The sequence below is a fragment of the Enemella dayhoffiae genome (assembly GCF_002250625.1).
GTDB lineage: Bacteria > Actinomycetota > Actinomycetes > Propionibacteriales > Propionibacteriaceae > Enemella > Enemella dayhoffiae.
Genome location: NZ_NMVQ01000001.1, coordinates 490,758 through 508,655, shown reverse-complemented (window position 1 = coordinate 508,655; position 17,898 = coordinate 490,758). Strand labels below are relative to the sequence as shown.

At 70.2% G+C, this 17,898-nt stretch carries 14 protein-coding genes; 1 reads left to right on the top strand and 13 read right to left on the bottom strand.

The genetic code is table 11. From position 1 onward, the window contains the following. Positions 1-7 precede the first annotated feature (7 nt). The 10 genes from CGZ93_RS02500 to CGZ93_RS02460 all read right to left on the bottom strand — a co-directional run bounded on the left by CGZ93_RS02500 (position 8) and on the right by CGZ93_RS02460 (position 9,906). On the bottom strand, positions 8-682 hold the full coding sequence (locus tag CGZ93_RS02500; protein ID WP_094362538.1) for a response regulator transcription factor: 675 nt from the start codon (positions 680-682) through the stop codon (positions 8-10). Further along, positions 672-1,823 carry a sensor histidine kinase gene (locus tag CGZ93_RS02495; protein WP_094362537.1) on the bottom strand — a complete coding sequence of 384 codons (1,152 nt, stop codon included), beginning with the start codon at positions 1,821-1,823 and terminating at the stop codon, positions 672-674. Before CGZ93_RS02495 ends, CGZ93_RS02500 begins: the two co-directional genes overlap by 11 nt. Positions 1,824-1,863: 40 nt before the next feature. Continuing rightward, complete coding sequence (locus CGZ93_RS18720) at positions 1,864-2,016, bottom strand: hypothetical protein (RefSeq protein ID WP_171196680.1); 153 nt, start codon at positions 2,014-2,016, stop codon at positions 1,864-1,866. Between the two features lie 274 nt (positions 2,017-2,290). Then, entirely contained in the window at positions 2,291-2,962 is a 672-nt protein-coding gene (locus CGZ93_RS02490; RefSeq protein WP_094362536.1) for a GntR family transcriptional regulator, read from the bottom strand. Positions 2,963-3,214: 252 nt separating this feature from the next. Beyond that, positions 3,215-4,048 carry an alpha/beta fold hydrolase gene (locus tag CGZ93_RS02485; RefSeq protein ID WP_229117141.1) on the bottom strand — a complete coding sequence of 278 codons (834 nt, stop codon included), beginning with the start codon at positions 4,046-4,048 and terminating at the stop codon, positions 3,215-3,217. Continuing rightward, the gene (locus CGZ93_RS02480) at positions 4,048-4,995 is read right to left on the bottom strand and encodes a 3-carboxyethylcatechol 2,3-dioxygenase (protein WP_094362534.1); all 948 of its coding nucleotides are present in this window, start codon (positions 4,993-4,995) and stop codon (positions 4,048-4,050) included. The genes CGZ93_RS02485 and CGZ93_RS02480 overlap by 1 nt, the downstream gene beginning before the upstream one ends. Continuing rightward, positions 4,992-6,755, bottom strand: a complete 1,764-nt coding sequence (locus tag CGZ93_RS02475; protein ID WP_094362533.1) for an FAD-dependent monooxygenase — start codon at positions 6,753-6,755, stop codon at positions 4,992-4,994. The genes CGZ93_RS02480 and CGZ93_RS02475 overlap by 4 nt, the downstream gene beginning before the upstream one ends. 1 nt (position 6,756) lies before the next feature. Beyond that, entirely contained in the window at positions 6,757-8,091 is a 1,335-nt protein-coding gene (locus CGZ93_RS02470; RefSeq protein ID WP_094362532.1) for an MFS transporter, read from the bottom strand. Between the two features lie 113 nt (positions 8,092-8,204). After that, complete coding sequence (gnd, locus tag CGZ93_RS02465; protein WP_094362531.1) at positions 8,205-9,128, bottom strand: phosphogluconate dehydrogenase (NAD(+)-dependent, decarboxylating); 924 nt, start codon at positions 9,126-9,128, stop codon at positions 8,205-8,207. 49 nt (positions 9,129-9,177) lie between these two features. Continuing rightward, positions 9,178-9,906, bottom strand: coding sequence for an enoyl-CoA hydratase/isomerase family protein (locus tag CGZ93_RS02460; RefSeq protein WP_094362530.1), 729 nt, complete (start codon positions 9,904-9,906; stop codon positions 9,178-9,180). A 136-nt stretch (positions 9,907-10,042) separates the two neighbouring features. Between CGZ93_RS02460 and CGZ93_RS02455 the strand changes: the two genes are divergently transcribed. Further along, a complete protein-coding gene (locus CGZ93_RS02455; protein ID WP_176451602.1) occupies positions 10,043-14,452 on the top strand; it encodes an AAA domain-containing protein in 4,410 nt (1,469 codons plus the stop codon). Between the two features lie 64 nt (positions 14,453-14,516). Here CGZ93_RS02455 and CGZ93_RS02450 read toward each other — a convergent pair whose 3' ends face one another. The 3 genes from CGZ93_RS02450 to CGZ93_RS02440 all read right to left on the bottom strand — a co-directional run bounded on the left by CGZ93_RS02450 (position 14,517) and on the right by CGZ93_RS02440 (position 17,874). Then, on the bottom strand, positions 14,517-15,020 hold the full coding sequence (locus tag CGZ93_RS02450) for a hypothetical protein (protein WP_094362528.1): 504 nt from the start codon (positions 15,018-15,020) through the stop codon (positions 14,517-14,519). Positions 15,021-15,450: 430 nt separating this feature from the next. After that, positions 15,451-16,611 (bottom strand): DNA polymerase III subunit beta, encoded by a 1,161-nt coding sequence (gene dnaN, locus CGZ93_RS02445; RefSeq protein ID WP_094362527.1) that lies wholly within the window; start codon positions 16,609-16,611, stop codon positions 15,451-15,453. Between the two features lie 123 nt (positions 16,612-16,734). Beyond that, complete coding sequence (locus tag CGZ93_RS02440; protein WP_094362526.1) at positions 16,735-17,874, bottom strand: PQQ-dependent sugar dehydrogenase; 1,140 nt, start codon at positions 17,872-17,874, stop codon at positions 16,735-16,737. Positions 17,875-17,898: the final 24 nt, after the last annotated feature.

Genomic DNA, 17,898 nt, shown 5'->3' with positions numbered 1-17,898 from the left:
GCCCGGGTCAGCCCTGACCGCGGGGTGGTTCCGCGAGCCCGAGCTCGAAGGCGCGGATGACGGCCTTGAGCCGGGACTTGCAGCCCAGCTTGTCCATGATGGTGGAGACGTACGCCTTCACCGTCGACTCCGAGAGTCCGAGCGTGTGCGCGATCTCGGCGTTGCTGGAGGCCCGGCACAGTTCGCGCAGCACCGCCAGCTCACGACCGGTCAGCCCGTGTGGGCCGGTGTCGGCCCCCTGCCAGTCGTCCTGCGGGAGATAGCGCTCGGCCAGCCGGGTCGCGGGGCGCGAGGAGATCACGTGGCCGCCGGCGTACGCCACCTGGATGGCCTCGGTGATCGCCTCGGGAGCCGAGTCCTTCAGCATGAACCCGTTGGCGCCGGCGGCGAGGGCGGCGAGCATCAACTTGTCCTCGTCGAACGTGGTCAGCACCAGGATCCTGGTCCGGTCGCCGTTGGCGCGGAGTCGCCTGGTCACCTCGATCCCGTCGATCTCGGGCATCCGGACGTCCATCAGCACCACGTCCACCGCGGTGTCGGCGAGCACCTCCATCGCGTGCCGACCGTCGCGGCAGGTGCCGACCAGCCGCAGGCCGGCGGCCCGGGTGACATAGCCGGACAGGGCGTTTCGGACCAGCGAGTCGTCGTCAACCACCAGCACGCGGATCAGCTCAGCCGACACCGGCCACCCTCCGCAGCGGCACCGTGAGCTGGGTGATCCAGTGCTGGCCGACGCGTTCGGCGGTCAGTTCGCCGCCGCTGGCGCCGGCCAGTTCGCGCAGCCCGATCAGGCCCAGCCCGCTGTGCCCGGGGGGCGGGCCCCCTTGACCAGGTGCGTTCACCAGCACCACCTCCAACTCGTCGGTACCGGCCTCCACCATGATGCGGGCCGGCTCCTTGGTGTCGCCATGCTTGCAGATGTTGGAGGCACCTTCGCTGATCACCCGCGCGGCCAGCTGGCGTACGCCCTCGGGCAGCGTGTCCAGGTCGCCCTCGAGACTGCACTCCACCACGAACCCGAACTCGTCCAGCTTGTCCACCTGCGCCTGGACGATCGCCGCCAGCGGGTCGGAGATCTCGGGGACCGGAGCCCCGTCGATCGCGGAGACGTCGCGCAAAAGCCCGAGCATGGTGCGCAGGTGGCTGGTCGCCGCCCGTCCGGTCCGAGCGATGTATTCCAGGTCGGCCAGAGTGGCCGCGTCCTGCCCGCCCCGCAACCGGGCCTCCTCGGCCTTCATCACCATCGTGGTCGTGGCGTACGCCAGGGTGTCGTGCAGTTCGCGGGCGATCGCCAGGCGCTGCTCGGTGATCGCCTCCGCGGCGTCCGCACGTTGCCGGTCCTGCCGCTGGCTTACGCGCAGGATGATCTCACCGGCGATCGGCGGGGCCGCGGTGTAGACGAGCAGGAAGACGACACTGGCCACCAGTCGCTCGGGTGCGGTGCTCTGCACGGTCATCGTGACGGAGGCCGCGAAGTACCACAGCGTGTAGAGGGTGGCCACCAGTCGACGGCCCTGGGCGCCACAGGCGACCACCGCGATCGGTGGGGCCAGCATCGCCAGTCCGACGATCTGGGATTCGGTGAACACCAGCAGGGTGAGACAGACGCCGATCAGCGCACCGGCCACGGCGGGCCAGAGCAGGGCGGCCCCACCCAGCAGGCAGCAGGCGATCAACAGCGTCGTCGCCGGCCGGTCGGACAGCTTGCCGGTGGGAATCGAAACCGCCAGCAGAGCCACGGCAACCAGCGACGGGACGACCCAGCGGGGCACCGCCCGGAGGATCCGCCCGGGTCGCGACCCGGTGCCCGGCAGTGGTTTCACCCGACGATTCTAGGGTGCGCGGCCCGGACCGCGTACCCGATCAGCAGAACGGTTTGACCGGGATCCAGTCGCAGAAGCCGGTGACCGAGAAGGTGGTCATCGCCGGTGTCGGGACCGCGGCATGGGCCGGCGTCCCCACCAGGCTGAGCATCGCCGCGAGGGCCACCCCGAGTGCCGCAAGTCGCTTCTTCATGGTTCCTCCAGAGTTGTGTCGTGCATATCATATGCCCCCAAGGTGCCGGAAGGCACCGTCGAAAGTGCCGGCCACCCCCTACTTTCGTAGGGTAATTTCTGCGGGTGCTTGGTGGGGTGCTGCCGGCGCGGCAGAGTTGTCCTCGGGTTGGCCGGGCTGAGGTCCCCGAAGCGAAGCCCGGCGTGCTCGACGATGAACCATCGAGACCACCCCCTTGAATCGGAGCCCCGTTCCCCGGCGGGGCTCCGATTGCTTTCCAGGGCTTTTAGCTCCCTCAGACGCGTACGGCCGCGAGGGGAGATGCCAGGATGTGACGGGTCATTGCCACCTCGGCCGACTCGGCATCTCGTGCAGCGATCGCGTCCAGCACCTCACGGTGGCCGTGGTTCCGTTCGGCCAATCCGCCACTGAATCCGCCACCATGGGTGGCGATCAGGAAGTCACTGAGATCCCACAGGTCATGGCTGATATCGGCTGCCAGCGGCGCCTGGGCCATGGCATGCACCAGCGTATGCAGGTCGCGATTTCCATGCAGGTACGCCACTCCTCCGGACCCGTCGGGCAACGACCCGAGCCTATCGAGGCGGTTGCACAGGGAAGACAACTCCGCCAGTTGGGCTTCGCTGCGCCGCGTGGCCGCCCGGTAGGCCATCCCACCCTCGGTGCGTGCGAAGATCCAGAAGAAGGTCTCCACCTCGGCGGGCGAATACCGGCTGACCCGAACCCCGACCTGGGGTTGAATCTCCACCAGACGATCCGCAGCCAGTGCCCGAAGGGCCTCCATCACGGGCTGCTTGCTGACCTGGTACTCGTCCCGCAGTTTGGTCACCGTGAGGTCAGCCCCGGCCTCGTAGCGCCCATCCAACAGATCCTGCTTGAGCCGTTGGTAGACCTGCTGCGCCAGCCGGCCGCCGACCACCGCGCTTCGAGAATGGGCTGAGGGCATGTTCGGATCCTAACGACATCTCCACGGTATTCGCTCCGTGAAGAAGATGGTGCCATTCGGTACTAGCATGCTAGCGTATCAATGGCGCTTCACAGTCGAACGCCCCCCACGGCGGGACGGTGGTCTACACCCGAGTCGCCTCTCCAACTGAGGAGTCAACGTGGTCGTCACGCACTGAACGACTTCGTCGCATGAACCGCGAAGGGCCGCACCCGTTCGGGTGCGGCCCTAGTGGTTCTCGGTCGGATCGGTTCAGCCGTGGTCGATGAACGAGGCCACCGTCCGGTTGAACTCCTCGGCGTGCTCGATCTGCAGCCAGTGGCCGCAACGGTTGATCAGCACCAACCGGCTGTCGGGAATCAGCGAGGTCAAGCGCAGCGAGTGCTCGAAGTGCACCACTCGATCATCGCGGCCATGGAACAGCAGGGTGGGCGCGGTGATCGTGCGGACTCGTTCAGCGTCCAGCTCGACCACGGGTCGTTTCCCTGTGCCCTCGATGAAATTGCGGTTGTGCTCGGGATGGGCAGCAACCATCTGGGCCCGGTTGCGAATCAGCTCATCGGTGGCGAAACTCGAATCAAAGGTCATCACCTCCACCAGTCTGCGCATGGTCGCCTCGCTCGGTTCCCGGTAACCCTGCTGCAGAATCTTGATGCCCTCGCTGAGCCCACCGGGACCGAACAGGGTGCTGGAGCCGGACGAGGAACCCATCGTGATCAGCTTGTTCACCCGCTCGGGATGCTCATAGCCGAACCGCACGGTGGTGCCACCGCCCATTGAGTTGCCGATGAGGGTGGCCCGTTGGATCTCCAAGGTGTCCATCAACTCCAGCACCGCCTCCGGATGGTTGCGCTGCTGCCAGGTGCACGGTGAGGAAGAACCCCACCCGGGCATGTCGGCGGCGATCACCCGATAACGCTCGGCCAGGTAGCCGATGTTCCGCGAAAAGTTGCTCCACCCCGTGGCCCCGGGTCCCGAGCCGTGCAACAGAATCACGGCGTCGTCTCCTGAGCCGGCCTGGTTGGTGTGGATCTCCCAGGAGGGGGTACGCACCACTTTGCTGGTGTTGTCGTAGGTCAGTTCCATCATTCCTCGCTCTCGGTGGTGGCTGTCAGGCAACCGAAGCCGGCGATCCATTCGGGGATCGCGCGGTAGTAGCGGTCGACGACCCGGTACGCCCCGGCGCGGCGCAGGGCCGAGAAGGCGGCGACCCAGCTGCGGACCTCATGGGCCGAGTTCCCGGCCACCTCGGTCATCTCATCGGCGCGGTAGGCGTCGAACCGCCCGGGATCTCCGGATGCGCAGACGTCAAGGAAGGCGTTGTCCCAATCCGGGTTGAGATCGGCGATCTCCGCCTCGCCGCGGGCGAACGCCAGGCCGGTGTCTATGGTGCGCTGCTGCCGGGTCTGACGGGCCTGCGCCGTCGGGTGCCGCCCGCGCAGCAGAAACTCGTGCTGCTGGGGCGTATCACTGGCCCAACGGGGAACGGGCGGGTCGTGCGACAGACCGCCGGACCCGATCACCAGCACCCGTTCGTCGAGGCCGACCAGGAAATCGCCCACCGCCTCGCCGAGCAGGCGGATTCGCTGCATGGGCACGAAAGGCGGGGCCACGCCGTTGACGAACACCGGCAGCGTGGGGAATCGGTCAATCCCTCCTAGCAGCAACTCCGGCACCTGAACCGCGCCGTGGTCCAATTCCGCAGCCCGCGAGATGGCGATGTCGACGCCGCGGTCGGCAACGTGCTGGGCGAGTTGGCTGGCCAGCTCCTCGGGCACCTGGAAGTCGCCCTCCTGGGTGTCGAAATCGCCCACCCCACGGGCGCCCAGGCACAGACAGAACGGCGGCATCAGGTCATAGAAGAACCCGTTGTAGTGGTCCGGCCCAAAGCTCACCACCAGCGTGGGATCGAACTCCGCCACGAATCCGCGCAAACGGTCCAGCAGCGCCTCCACCTCGGCACGCACACCCGGGGCAGGCTCGGTGAACCCCATCAGCGGGGTGTGGGACAGGCAGATCAGCGCCAAGCTCACTCGGCACCCACCACCGCTCGATCGAGGACCGCGCCCAGAGCCTGGGACAGCCGTCGCTCGGCCTCCTCGGCCGACCAGACCCCCTCACGGTGCCGCCAGGCGATCACCGCGTCGGGGCGTACCAGTAGTGCACCCGCCTCGTGGATGTCTCGGCGCCGATACCATTCGTGGTAGGGATCCTGGGCGTCCGGGTCGGCCCCGACCCGGACCACGTCGAGGTAAGGCAGGCCAAGCCGTTCGGCGGCCTGCTGCCAGGCCACGCCCGCGATTCCGCTGACCAGGGTGAACCGGCCTCTGCCCACCACGTCAAGGGTGGAACTGCGGTGGCCGTGGTGATCGACCAGCCAGGCGTGCGGCAGTTTCGCTCCGGGCCGCGTGGTGGGCTGGTGGTAGAGCGCCTGGTCCCGCTCCCACACCTCCTCGCCGGCGTCCGGCTCGGGCAGAACCGCCGATGATGAGTAGCGATGGTTCTTCTCCACGCCTTCGGCGTTGAACTCGTATTCCTTGAGCTGCAACGCATCCTCCAGTTTGGCCCGCAGCTTGATGCCCTCCTCGGTGGGTGCGTTGAGGTTGGTCAGTGCGTTGGTCACCGGGTCGGCCGGACCGGTGACGTCGAGACAATCACGGATGGCGGCGTAGTCGAGCCGGGACTGGTTGGCCCGCAGCACGATCTGCCGGCCGACGGGGGCACGTTCGGCGGCATAGGAGTCCAGCAGGCCGGATCCGGCGTATCCCTTGACCAGGAAGGCCAGCTTCCACGCGAGGTTGTGCGCATCCTGAACGCAGGTGTTCAGTCCCAGGCCGCTGCTGGGTGGATGACGGTGGGTGGCGTCGCCACCACACATCACCCGCCCGTTGGTGTACTCGGTCGCGTACTGCTGGTTCACATACCAGACGGATCGGTCGAAGATCTCGATCTCCAGATCGGGTACGCCCACGAGCTCGCGGATCCGGTCGATGACCTGGTCGTCGGTGAGTTCGGGAACGCCGTCCTCGACGAGGAAGCCCCAACCGGCAATCCACTCGGTCCACGGCTTGGTGCAGCGCAGCAGGCCCAGACCGATCTCTCCGACATTGAGGTCCGGGTTGAAGAACCAGTGCAGGATGCTCGGTCGGTGCGCCACGTACGTGGAGAGGTCGCAGCGGAACTGCGTGTAAAGGGTGCCGGCGCGACTGACATGGCCCTCGAACGGCAGGCCGATCTTCTCGGCGACCAGCGACTTGGCGCCGTCGGCACCGACCAGGTACTGGCAGCGCACGACTTCCTCGGTGCCGCTGAGCCGGTGACGCAGGGTGGCGGTGACCCCATCGTCGTCCTGTGCCAGGTCGAGCAACTCGGTGTGATAAGTGATGGTCACCCCGCTCTGGCCGGCCGCGTCGATCAGTACCGGCTCGATCCGATCCTGCGGGATGTCCAGGTAACCGCAGGGGCTGTTGCGGACGTAGTCACCGTGCCGGGCGAAACCGGAACCCCACGACGGCATGCGGGCGATCTCCGGGCCGGTCAGGCTCACCGCCAACAGCGAGTCCCCCATCTGCGACCAATCGGTGGCCACCTGCTTGGCCCGCTCCTCCACACCCAGGTCGCGGAAGACCTCCATCGTTCGTTGACTGGTGATGTGCGCCCGTGGGGTGTTGGCCACCCAAGGAGCCTTGGCGATCAGGCGTACCCGAACTCCCTGCCGGGCGAGGGCCAGCGCAGTGGTGACGCCGAACGGGCCTGCGCCCACCACGAGGACATCGGTGGACGTCTGCGTCATCTCAGTGCACCTCCTGCCGCTGCCGCGCAGCCTCACGCCGACCCCACGGCCCGGGCAGCAGGGCCACCGACAGCACCGAGATCGCGCAGACCACAACCAGGTACAGACCCACATAGCCAGACGATTTGGTGGCCCCGAAGATGGCGGTGGCGATGGTCGGTGCGAAGGCGGGTCCGGCGATCTGGCTGATCGTGTAGCCGACCGAGGCGCCGGAGTAGCGGACCTCCTTGGGGAAGACCATCGAGAACAGCGGCCCGGTGACCCCGGCCGCGGGCGGCATCGCAATACCGAACATCAGCGTGATCCCCAGCACGAACAGCAAGGGGTTTCCGGTGTTGATCAGCGCCAGTGCCGGGAAGACGCTCAGCCCCATCAGCACGGCACCGGTGAAGTACATGGTCTTGCGGCCCCAGAAGTCGGACAGCATGCCGAAGAAGGGGTACGCCGCAGTGGCGATCACCGCTGCGACCAGGACGCCCATGAGCGTACTGACGCGAGGGATGCCTACCACCTTGTTGCCGTAGTTCACCAGGTACGACATGCAGATGTAGGCGAGCACGCCCTGGCTGAGGTAGGTGCCGGCGATCAACAGGATCGGCTTCCAGTGGTGCTTGAAGGCGCTGGCGATCGGGAGCTCGACCACCTTGTCCTCCTCCTGCGCAGCCTGGAAGGCAGGGCTCTCCCCGACGGTCAACCGGATCGCCAGGCCGATCAGCACCAACAGCGCGCTGAGCAGGAACGGCACCCGCCAACCCCAGTCGTTGAACTGGTCGTCCGGCAGCATCGCCGCCACCAGGAAGGCACCCGTCGCCAGGCCGGTGCCGGCGGGGGCGCCCATCTGCGGGAACGCCCCGAAGAGCCCCTTGCGGCCGACCGGAGCGTGTTCCACCGCCATCAGCGTGGCACCGCCCCATTCGCCGCCGACCATGAAGCCCTGCACCAACCGCAGGAGGGTCAGCAGGATGGGCGCCGCGATTCCGATGGTGGCGTAGGTGGGCAACAGCCCCATGAGCACCGTTGCCACGCCCATGCCCAACAAGGTGATCACCAGCATCTTCTTGCGTCCGACCCGGTCGCCGAAGTGCCCGAACACGATTCCACCCAGCGGGCGGGCGAGGAAGCCCACGCCCAGGGTCGCGAAGGAGAGGAGGGTGCCGGTCAGCGGGCTGGCGTTCGGGAAGAACAGCCGCGGAAACACCAGGGCGGCCGCGGTGCCGAAGATGAAGAAGTCGTAGTACTCGACGGTCGTGCCGATGAAGCTGGCGACCGCGACGGTCAGGGGGGAGGACTGAGTGGCGTCCTCGTTGGCCGGGTGGGCCTGCGTCGGTGCAGACATTTGGCACTCCTTGGTCGGGATGCCGAGATGCTAGCATGCTAGTCTGTAAGGAACAACACCCCGAAAATGGCGGGGCGTTCGCTGAGGTTTTCCGGTGGGCCGGGGCCTCCGCCTCAGGCGCTCTTGCCCTGCTCCGGCGGGGCGGGCTTGTCGCCGGGCTCCACGACACCGTGCACGGCGTGCCCCCCGAACTGGTTGCGCATCGCGGCGACCATCTTCATCGCGGGTGACTCGTCCTGGCGGGAGACGAAGCGGGCGAACAGGGCGTCGGTGATCGTGGGCACCGCCACCCCCAGGTCGATCGCGGCCTCGACGGTCCAACGGCCCTCACCGGAGTCGTCGGCGTACCCGCGCAGCTTGTCCAGGTGCTCGTCCTCGTCGAGGGCAGCAACGGCCAGGTCGAGCAGCCAGGACTTGATCACCGAGCCCTCGCGCCAGGAGTTGAAGGTCTCGCGCACCGAGGTGACGTGGCCGGCCGCCTCGAGCAGCTCCCAGCCCTCGGCGTACGCCTGCATGATGGCGTACTCGATGCCGTTGTGCACCATCTTGGCGAAGTGCCCGGCCCCGTGGTCGCCGGCATGCACGTAGCCGAAGTCGCCCTCCGGCTTGAGCGAGTCGAAGATCGGACGCACCTTGGCGACCGCCTCCTCCTTGCCGCCGATCATCAGCGCGTAGCCGTTCTTGATCCCCCAGACCCCGCCGGAGACGCCGCAGTCGAGATAGTCGACACCCTTCTCGGCCAGCCGCTCGGCGCGCGGACCGTCGTGGGTCCAGCGGGAGTTGCCGCCGTCGATGATGATGTCGCCCTCGCCGAGCAGGTCGGCCACGTCGTCGATCACGCCGTCGACCACCTTGTCGGGGACCATCACCCAGACCACCCTGGGGGAGTCACTCAGCTGCCCGACCATGTCGGCCAGGTCCTTCGCGTCCGAGATGTCCTGGTTGGTGTCATAGCCGACGATGGTGTGCCCGGCCTTGCGGAGGCGTTCGCGCATGTTGCCGCCCATCCGACCGAGTCCGACGAGTCCCATCTCCATGATCTGCTCCTCTGTTTGGTGCCGCCGGGGCCAACCCTAGCGACGCGCCTCAGCGACGCCGCAGGCTCCACAGCTGACTGGCCCGCTCCAGCTGGGTGGCGGCGCGCAGGTCCAGATGGCCGGCGGTCGTCTCGTGGCGCAGGTTGGCGACCGCGGTCCGGCTCAGCGCCGGATCGGTGACCGCCGCGGCCAGCGCCAGGCAGCGGTCTTCCACCTCGGCATCGGGGACGCACTCCCAGGCGAGCCCCAGGCGTACCGCCTCGGCACCGCGGACGTCCTGGCCGAGCAGCGACATCGCCACCGCCGCCTGCCGGTTGCTCTCCCGCGAGATCAGCGTGAAGTGACCGCCGCCGGGGTGCAGCGCGATCTGGGAGAATCCCGAGCGCAGCGTCGCGTCCTCGGCGATCACCCGCACGTCGGCGGCCATCGCCAGGTTGACCCCGGCGCCGACGGACCAGCCGCGCAACGCGGCGATGGTGGGGGTGGTCAGCCGGTCCACGGCGGCAAACACCTCATAGACCAGACCGAGCGCCGCATAGTGTGCATCCCCGGCCGGATCGGCCCCGGCGTCGGCGAGCAGGCTGCGCTCGGCGCCGGCGCAGAAGTGCCCGTCGGCCCCGCGCAGCACGGTCACCCCGAGGGCGGGATCGCGGTCGACCTCGGCCAGCACGGCGAGCAGGTCCGCCGCCATCTGCCGGCCCAGCGCGTTGCGCCGCTCGGGGGCGTTCAGGGTGATCAGCGCGATCGATCCGCGCCGCTCCAACTCGATCTCGCTCATACCCGGACTGTAGCCACCTCCACCTCCGGTCGGAGGTGACACCTGATCGTCGTGCGGCTGTCACCTGCGCGGACTAACCTCTCGTGGGTGGACCGTCCCCTCCCGGTCCAGCCAGTTTCGGAAGGTGTTCTTGGTGGTGGCAGAGTCAGACGTCAACCGCGTGGTCGGGATGTTTCGTTACGTGGCGGCCCTGGAGCGGTTCAGATCCTCGCCGGTGCGCGAGATCTCGGCGTACGCCGCAGCGCCGGACGGCCAGGTGGTCGCCCTCGGCGACTCGCTGACCGCCACCGACGACCCTTCCGTGCCGCTGCTGCAGTTGAGCCCCGACGCCGATCCGGACAGCCGGTATGCGCGGCTGTTCACCGCCTCGCTGAACCATCAGGCCCGGCCCGAGGACCTGGAACTGCTGCTCGGCCTGGGCCGGGTACGCCGGGCGGACGCCCCGAGCATCGACCGGGCCGCGGTGGTGCTGCCGGCGCGGATCGAGGTGGACGCGGATTCCGCGCGGCTGGCGCTGCACCTGGACGGCGCGCCGATCCCGGAGCTGTCGAGCTTTCTCGAACCCGAGCAGTGGCCCGCCGGGCTGCCCGACTGGGAACGCCGGATCCGGGCCCATCGGGGCGGGCTGAACAGTCTCGGCCCACTCGTCGCCGAGGTGTCCGAGCAACCCGAGCCGGTGCTGATCCTGCGCCGCCGCAGCCACCTGCCGATGGTGGCGATGCTGGAACGGGTGGCCGACCGGCTGGAGGCCGACGGGACGGTTCCGCCGGGGCTGCGGCCGCTGCTCGACCCCGACCAGGTCCCGCCGGCCCCGGCGCGCGAGGGCGGGGCGTTCGTCGACGTGGCCGGTGACCTGTTCGGGCCGTTGCCGCTCAACGCGGCCCAGCGCCGGGTGGTGCAGCGGGTCGACGAGCAGGCCCAGGTGGTGGTGCAGGGCCCGCCGGGGACCGGCAAGACGCACGCCATCGCCGCCCTGCTCAGCCACCTGCTCGCCCAGGGTCGGCGGGTGCTCGTCACGGCCCCGACCGATCGGGCCCTGGCGCAGTTGCGCGACCAGTTGCCGGACTCGCTGCGTCCGCTCGCGGTCAGCGTGCTGGGCACCGCGGAGGCCGAGCTCGACGAGCTGACCGAGGCGGTACGCCGGCTGGCCGACGAGGCCGCCCACGACGATCCGGACGCCCGCGCCGACCGGATCCAGCGGCTGCGCGCCGACCTGGACCGGCTGGCCGGCGAGCGGTCCGGGTGCCTCGACGCGCTGGTCGCGGCCCGGGCCGCCGAGACCGTCCCGGTGCCCGAGTCGGGGCGCCCCGGAACCCTGGCCGAGGTGGTCGCCTGGCACCGCGAGCACACCGAGCGGTTCGGCTGGAGCCGGGAGTTCTTCGACCCGCAGCACCACTGGTCGCCCGTCGGTGGGGCGGAGCTGTTGCGGTTCCGCCGCGAGACCCGGGGCGCCGGCGCGCCCAGCTCGGCCACCGAGGCGTTGCGGCACCGGCACGAGGCGGCGGTACGCCGGGCCGAGCGGCACAGGACTCCCGGCGTCGAGCGGTGGTTGCCGGGGCTGCGGGCGATGGCACCAGTGCAGCGCAAGGACTTCGCGCGCACGCTGACCGACCTGCGCGGGCGGATCGCCGGGCTGCGGCAGGCCACCTCCGGGTGGACGGGCCCGGCGGTCGCCGAGGTGCTCGACGGCGAGAGCGGGCCGTGGCGGTCCCGGGCGGCCACGCTGCGGGAGGTGGTCGGCCGGGCCGAACGCAGCGCGGAGGCGCTGGGGCGTACCAGTCAGGTGACGGTGCAGGGATCCGACGACGGGTTGATCGCGCTCGTGCAGGCCCTGCGGGGCTACGCGGCCGACCACACCGTGCGCCTCGGCGGTGACGGGCGGCCCCGGGGTGGGTTGCTGGCCCCGCGGGCGGTGCGCGCGGCGGTCCCGGTGTTCGAGCGGGTCCGGGTGGACGGCGAGGTGCCGACCCGGCCCCGGCAGCTGGAGCAGGTGCTGGCCCACCTGGAGCTGACCCGGTTGTTGGAGCTGGCCGACCAGCAGTGGGGCGAGTGGGCCCCCTCGGCCGAGGGGGACTGGCGGACCCGGCTGGACCGGCACCGGATCGAGCGTGACCGGCTGATCGACCTGGTCCGCATCGCCGACGAGCTCAGCGGGATCACCGACTATGCCGCCGCCAACGGCTGGCCCCCGCCGAACTGGTCCGGGTTCGCCGCCGGACAGGAGATGCTGGACACGCTGGCCGCGATCCCCGACCTGGACCACGCACACGCCACCGCCCGCGAGCTGGCCCGCGGCGAGCAGGACCAGGACCGGGGGCGCAGCCGACTCGCCGCCGACATCGCCGACTGGCACCCGCGGCTGGCGGCCGCCCTGACCGCCGAGGACTCCGACGACGCCACCTGGCTCCCCCGGTTGCGCGACTTCGACGCCGCCTGGGCCTGGGCCCGGACCGATCACTGGCTGACCGAGCGTCAGCGGGCGGACCGGCGCGCCGACACCGAGCAGGTGCGGGAACGCCTCGACGTGCTGGATCGGGCCATCGTCGAGACGGTGGCCCGGCTGGCCGGCGAGCAGGCCTGGCAGCACGCGGTGGCCCGGCTCACCCCCTCCGCCCGGGCCGCGCTCACGGCGTACGCCCAGCAGGTCCGCCAACTCGGCCGGGGCACCGGACGCCACGCGGCGCAGCTGCGGCGCGAGATCCGGGAACTGCTGGCCACCGCCCGCGGGGCGGTACCGGCGTGGATCATGCCGCTGTATCGGGTCGCCGAGCAGGTCGAGGTGCAGCCCGACTCGTTCGACGTGGTGCTGATCGACGAGGCCTCCCAGGCCGGGCTGGAGGGGATCACCCTGCAATACCTGGCCCCGCGGGTGGTGGTCGTCGGTGACGACAAGCAGGTCTCCCCGGCCGGCGTCGGTCGCGACCGCGACCAGTTGCAGACCCTCGCCCAGAAGCACCTGGGGGAGGATCCGCTGGCCCAGCTGTGGACGAATCCGATGCGCTCCTATTTCGACGAGGCCACGCTGCGGTTCGGGACCCGGCACGTGCTGACCGAGCACCGGCGCAGCGTGCCGGAGATCATCGACTTCTCCAACAAGATCGCGTACGCCCCCGAGGGAGTCCGGTTGCAGCCGGTCCGACAGTTCGGCCCGCTGCGCCCGTTCCGCACGATCAAGGTCGACGACGCGACGTTGACCAGGGGCAACGTGAACGCCGCCGAGGCGGCTGCCGTCGTGGCGGAGGTGGAGCGGATCGTCGCTGACCCGGCCTATGAGGGGATGAGCCTGGGCGTGGTCAGCCTGCTCGGCCAGGAGCAGTCCCGGACGATCGCCGCCGAGCTGCAGCAGCGGCTGCCCGCCGAGGTGTGGGCCGCGCAGCGGCTGCAGGTCGGCGAGCCACCGGCCTTCCAGGGCAGCGAACGCGACGTGATGGTGGTGTCCCTGGTCGCGGCGCCGACGGGGCGGCTGGTCGCGCAGACCCGCGAGGTGGCGGTGCAGCGGTACAACGTGGCGATCTCCCGGGCGCGGGATCAGGTGGTGCTGGTGCACTCGGTCGAGCTGGTCGACCTGCCCAACCCCGAGGACCTGCGGCGACAGCTGCTGCAGCACGCGTTCGAGGTCGAGGCGGCCGCCGGTGCGGGCTCGGGGGTGCCGGTCGCCGGGCAACTCAGCGAACCGGTCGGGGATCAGGTGCTGGTACCACCGTTCACCTCGCTGCTGCAGCAGCGCGTGGCCGACGCCCTGCTGGAGCAGGGTTATCGGGTGACCGCCGCCGAACCGGTGCAGGGGCTCCGGCTGGACCTGGTGGTGCACGGCACCCGCGGCCGGGTGGCGGTCGAGTGCGAGTCGGCCCAGTGGGCGGGCGCTGAGGCGTACCGGAGGCAGCTGAGCGGGCAGCGCGACCTGGCTCGCGGCGGGTGGCGGTTCGTCCGGATCCGCGAGTCGGCGTGGGCGGCCGATCCGCGAGCGGCCCTGGAGCCGCTGTGGGACGTGCTCGGCGCGGCCGCGATCGAACCCGTGGCGGCACCCCGGGAATCGGCCTCCCGGGCGGCCGAGCTGGAGCCGTATCGGGTGTTCACCGGGCCGGTGCCGGCGACCGCGGACCTGTCGCAGGTGTTGACCGACCTGGTCGGAGTCGAGGGCCCGGTGGTGGGCCGCCGACTGGCCCAGGCGTACGCCGGCGCGGCGGCCGGGGCGGATGGGCCGCGGCTGGACGCGGAGTTGACGCGGCGGCTCGGGGAGGCCGTTACGGCGGCGATGGCGGCCGAGCGGTTGATCGCCGACGATCCGCTGGGGAGCGCTGACTGGCTGGAGCGGGTGTACCGGTTGCCGGGTCAGCCCGAGGCGCGTGCCCGGCGGCTGGGGCCGCGACGGCTGTGTCTGGTCCCGCTGTCGGAGGCGGCGCTGCTGCTGGATCTGGTGTCGGTACGCCGACCCCAGGCCGCCGAGGATGAGCGGTTCACCGCCGTGCTCGAGCTGTGGGGTCTGCCCCGTCACCTGGGAGCCGAGGTGCGGAGGTACCTGCGGCTGGCCGACCGCCTCGGCTGAGAGTTATCCACAATTTCATGCACAGTCTGGGGAAAATCCCACCGGTGTAACTAGCGGCCTGAACTCAGTCGCAGTTGTCGCAGATCCCGGACTCGGGGACCTCGAGGAAGCAGCTCGGGCACACCGGGCGCCGCCTCGGCTCGGCGGCCTTCGGCCTGGGCGTACGCGTCGTGGCGCTGCGGGCGCCGCGACTGCTGCGGCGATTCGGGGCGTCGAAGTCCGGAATCTTCGCGCCGTACGCCTGGTGACACTCGAGCCGGGCCGGGGTGACCGCATCGGTGGACCGGTTGCCGGGGGCGTCGACCAGCTCGGTCAGCCGCGGCTCACCGGACTCCTGGCAGCGATCGCCGACCTCGGTGAGCACGTCGGGCACCCACTGCAGGGTCGGCAGATCGGTCATGATTCCGGAGCGTCGCTGCACCTCGTGGGCCAGGTCGTCGAAGGCGATCGATCGTCCGTAGCGGGGCGCGATCTCCTCCAGGATGTCGTGGGCCATCAGCGCCCACTCCCGGGTGGCCTCCCGTGCGGTGATCGGTGTTTGGTCAAGGTCCCGCCAGATTGCTGCCACCCGGCCAGACTAGTCCGGACCCGGGAACGGCCGCGCCCTCAGGGCTGGACGGGCCAGACCGTGAGGTTGCTCACCGCCGGGTTGGCGCAGGCGGTGTGACCGACCGAAGCCGCGCGCTGCACGGTGCCGTTCGGCATCCACAGTTGGAATCCCGCGGCGGCCACCGGTGTGCAGTCGGGCAGGGGTCCGCTGCTGGTGACCAGCAGCCGGGCGTACGCCGTGCGCGGCGGGCGAGCACCACGGAACTCACCGGGGCCTCGGCGCCAGTCCCGCGATCGCGGTGGCGACGGCGTACGTGCGGAACATGGGGAACCACTCCTTCTGATCGGTGCGAGTGGTTCCATCGTGGGCACGGGAGGGGGCGAGCCGCCACGGTGGTGCGGCGGGTCTTCAGGGGTCCCACAGGTTGCCGGGAGGTTCCCGGCCGGGCTCAGCTGGGCAGCCGCATCAGCATGATCACGTGCCGATAGTCGGTGATCGGCTCACCGTCCAGTTCGGGCAGTCCGGTGATCAGGCACGGCTTGCCCGGCGCGGTGAACGCGAAGCTCGCGAACGGCGCGTCCAGCGCCCCCAGGGCGTCGAGCAGATAGGCGGGGTTGAAGCCGGCGGCCTTGATCGGCGGCTCCCCGCCGGCGTGGTTGGTGACCGTCGCCGAGATCGCCTCGGACGCCTGGGCCTGGTCTCCGGTGGCGGCCTCGAGGATCACCGAGTCCTCGTCGATCATCATCCGCAGCGAGGTGTTCCGCTCGGCGACCAGGGCGACGCGCTTGGCGGCGGCGATCAGCTCGGCGGTGTCGGCGCGCACGCTCAGCGCGGGCTGGATGTTCATCAGGTGGCGTACCTTCGGGAACTCCCCGTCCAGCAGCCGGGTGGTGGTCTCGCGGACGCCGCCCGGGCCGGTCCCCTCGAAGCCGATCAGTCCGTCACCGGCGCTGCCGGCGGCCAGCGACATGGTCACGTTCTCACCCGAGGTCATCGACTTGGCGGTCTCGGACAGCACCTTGGAGGGCACCAGCGCGTTGCCGGAGGCCTGCGGTGAGGCCGGATTCCAGGTCAACTCCTTCAGCGCCATCCGATAACGGTCGGTGGCGAGCAGGCTCATCGTGTCGCCGTCGATCTCGACGCGTACGCCGGTGAACACCGGCAGCAGGTCGTCGCGGCCGGCGGCGACGACCACCTGGGAGACCGCCTCGGCGAAGTCGGCCGAATCCACGGTGCCGGCCGACTCGGGCATCGTCGGCAGCGCCGGATATTCGGCGACCGGCAGGGTCTGCAGGGTGAAGCGGGCCGACCCGCAGACCAGTTCCATCCGCGAGTCGTCGGCGCTGATGTCGACCGGCTTGTTCGGCAGCGAGCGGCAGATGTCGGCCAGCAGCCGTCCGGAGACCAGCGCCTCACCGTCGTCGGCGACCTGGGCCTTGACGTTGATCTGCGCGGAGGTCTCGTGGTCGAAGCAGGACAGCACCACCCCGGAGTTGCTCGCGCGGATCAGCAGGCCGGCCAGGATCGGCACGCTGGGGCGGGTCGGCAGACTGCGGGCGGCCCACGCCACGGCCTCGGCCAAGACGTCGCGCTCCAGGCGGATCTTCACTATCGCTCCTCGACAGGGGTGATCACCACGTGTCAATCCGGCACGCGGGATGTTGATCATATCGACCAGGATGGGGGCGGTCCATGTGGCGCGGTGCGGCTCCGGGTCGATCGTCTGGCCGCCTCACGGCCGCCAGACGATGATCCGGTCATCGCCGGCCTTCGGCGTACCCCGGTAGGTGTTCGAGGTGACCACGAACAGCCCGCCGTCACCGGTCGGCTCGATGGTGCGGATCCGGCCGCGGTCGGTGAGCAGCTTCTCCGGGGCACCGCCGTCGAGCGGGATCCGCCAGACGCCCTGACCCTTCAGCGCGGCCATCCACAGGTTGCCGTTCAGGTATGCCAGGCCCGAGGGGGAGGCGTCGTCGGTGCCCCAGACGTGCAGCGGGTTGGTGTACGCCGGGTCGTTGCCCATGCCCTCGACCCGCGGCCAGCCGTAGTTCCTGCCCGGCTCGATCAGGTTGACCTCGTCGAAGCGGTTCTGGCCGAACTCGGAGGCAAACATCCGTCCCTGCTGGTCCCAGGCCAGGCCCTGGACGTTGCGGTGGCCGAGGGTCCAGACGCTGTTGCCGAACGGGTTTCCGGGGGGCGAGTTGCCATCGCGGTCGACGCGCAGGATCTTGCCGCCCAGCGAGTTCCGGTCCTGGGCGTTCCCGGTCCGGTTGCCGTCGCCGGTAGCGATGTAGAGGAACCCGTCGGGTCCGAACGCCAGCCGGCCGCCGTTGTGGATCGCCGCGGCGGGGATGCCCTCGACGATCACCCGCTCGACGGTGAACCCGGTGCCGGCGAGCCGCAGCCGGGCCACCTTGTTGTCGCTACCGGCCGCGAAGTGCACGAAGAACACCTGCGGATCGGTCGGGTCGACGGCGATCCCGTGCAGTCCGCCCTCGCCGTTGGGGCGTACCCCGGGCACCTGACCGAGGATGACCGACTTGCCCAGCGCCAGCCGCAGCACCTGCGCGGTGTCGCGCTCGGTCACCAGGACCGACCCGTCGGGCATCCGGGCCAGACCCCACGGAACGTCCAGGTCGGTTTCGAAGTCGCCGGCCGGCAGCGGCGCCTGGGCCGGTGTGCTGGGCGCCTGGCCCGGCGTGGCCGGCTGACTCGGCGAGCCGGTCGGCGTCGCCGGGGCGGCCGAGGGCGTCGGGGCGGTCTGCACCGGGGTACTGGGTTGTGGATCCTGGACGCCAGGTCCGGGGCTGCAGGCGACCAGCAGCAGTGCGGCTGGCAGGGCGCCGAGCAGGGTGGCTGGTCGAGTGGGCATGCCCCATTGTCCATCGAGGGGCCA

Bases quoted from the DNA above. Each gene is read 5' to 3' on its own strand.
- CGZ93_RS18720 (WP_171196680.1), bottom strand. From the start codon at position 2,016: ATGAAGAAGCGACTTGCGGCACTCGGGGTGGCCCTCGCGGCGATGCTC.
- CGZ93_RS02490 (WP_094362536.1), bottom strand. From the start codon at position 2,962: ATGCCCTCAGCCCATTCTCGAAGCGCGGTGGTCGGCGGCCGGCTGGCG.
- CGZ93_RS02485 (WP_229117141.1), bottom strand. From the start codon at position 4,048: ATGGAACTGACCTACGACAACACCAGCAAAGTGGTGCGTACCCCCTCC.
- CGZ93_RS02475 (WP_094362533.1), bottom strand. From the start codon at position 6,755: ATGACGCAGACGTCCACCGATGTCCTCGTGGTGGGCGCAGGCCCGTTC.
- CGZ93_RS02470 (WP_094362532.1), bottom strand. From the start codon at position 8,091: ATGTCTGCACCGACGCAGGCCCACCCGGCCAACGAGGACGCCACTCAG.
- gnd (WP_094362531.1), bottom strand. From the start codon at position 9,128: ATGGAGATGGGACTCGTCGGACTCGGTCGGATGGGCGGCAACATGCGC.
- CGZ93_RS02460 (WP_094362530.1), bottom strand. From the start codon at position 9,906: ATGAGCGAGATCGAGTTGGAGCGGCGCGGATCGATCGCGCTGATCACC.
- CGZ93_RS02440 (WP_094362526.1), bottom strand. From the start codon at position 17,874: ATGCCCACTCGACCAGCCACCCTGCTCGGCGCCCTGCCAGCCGCACTG.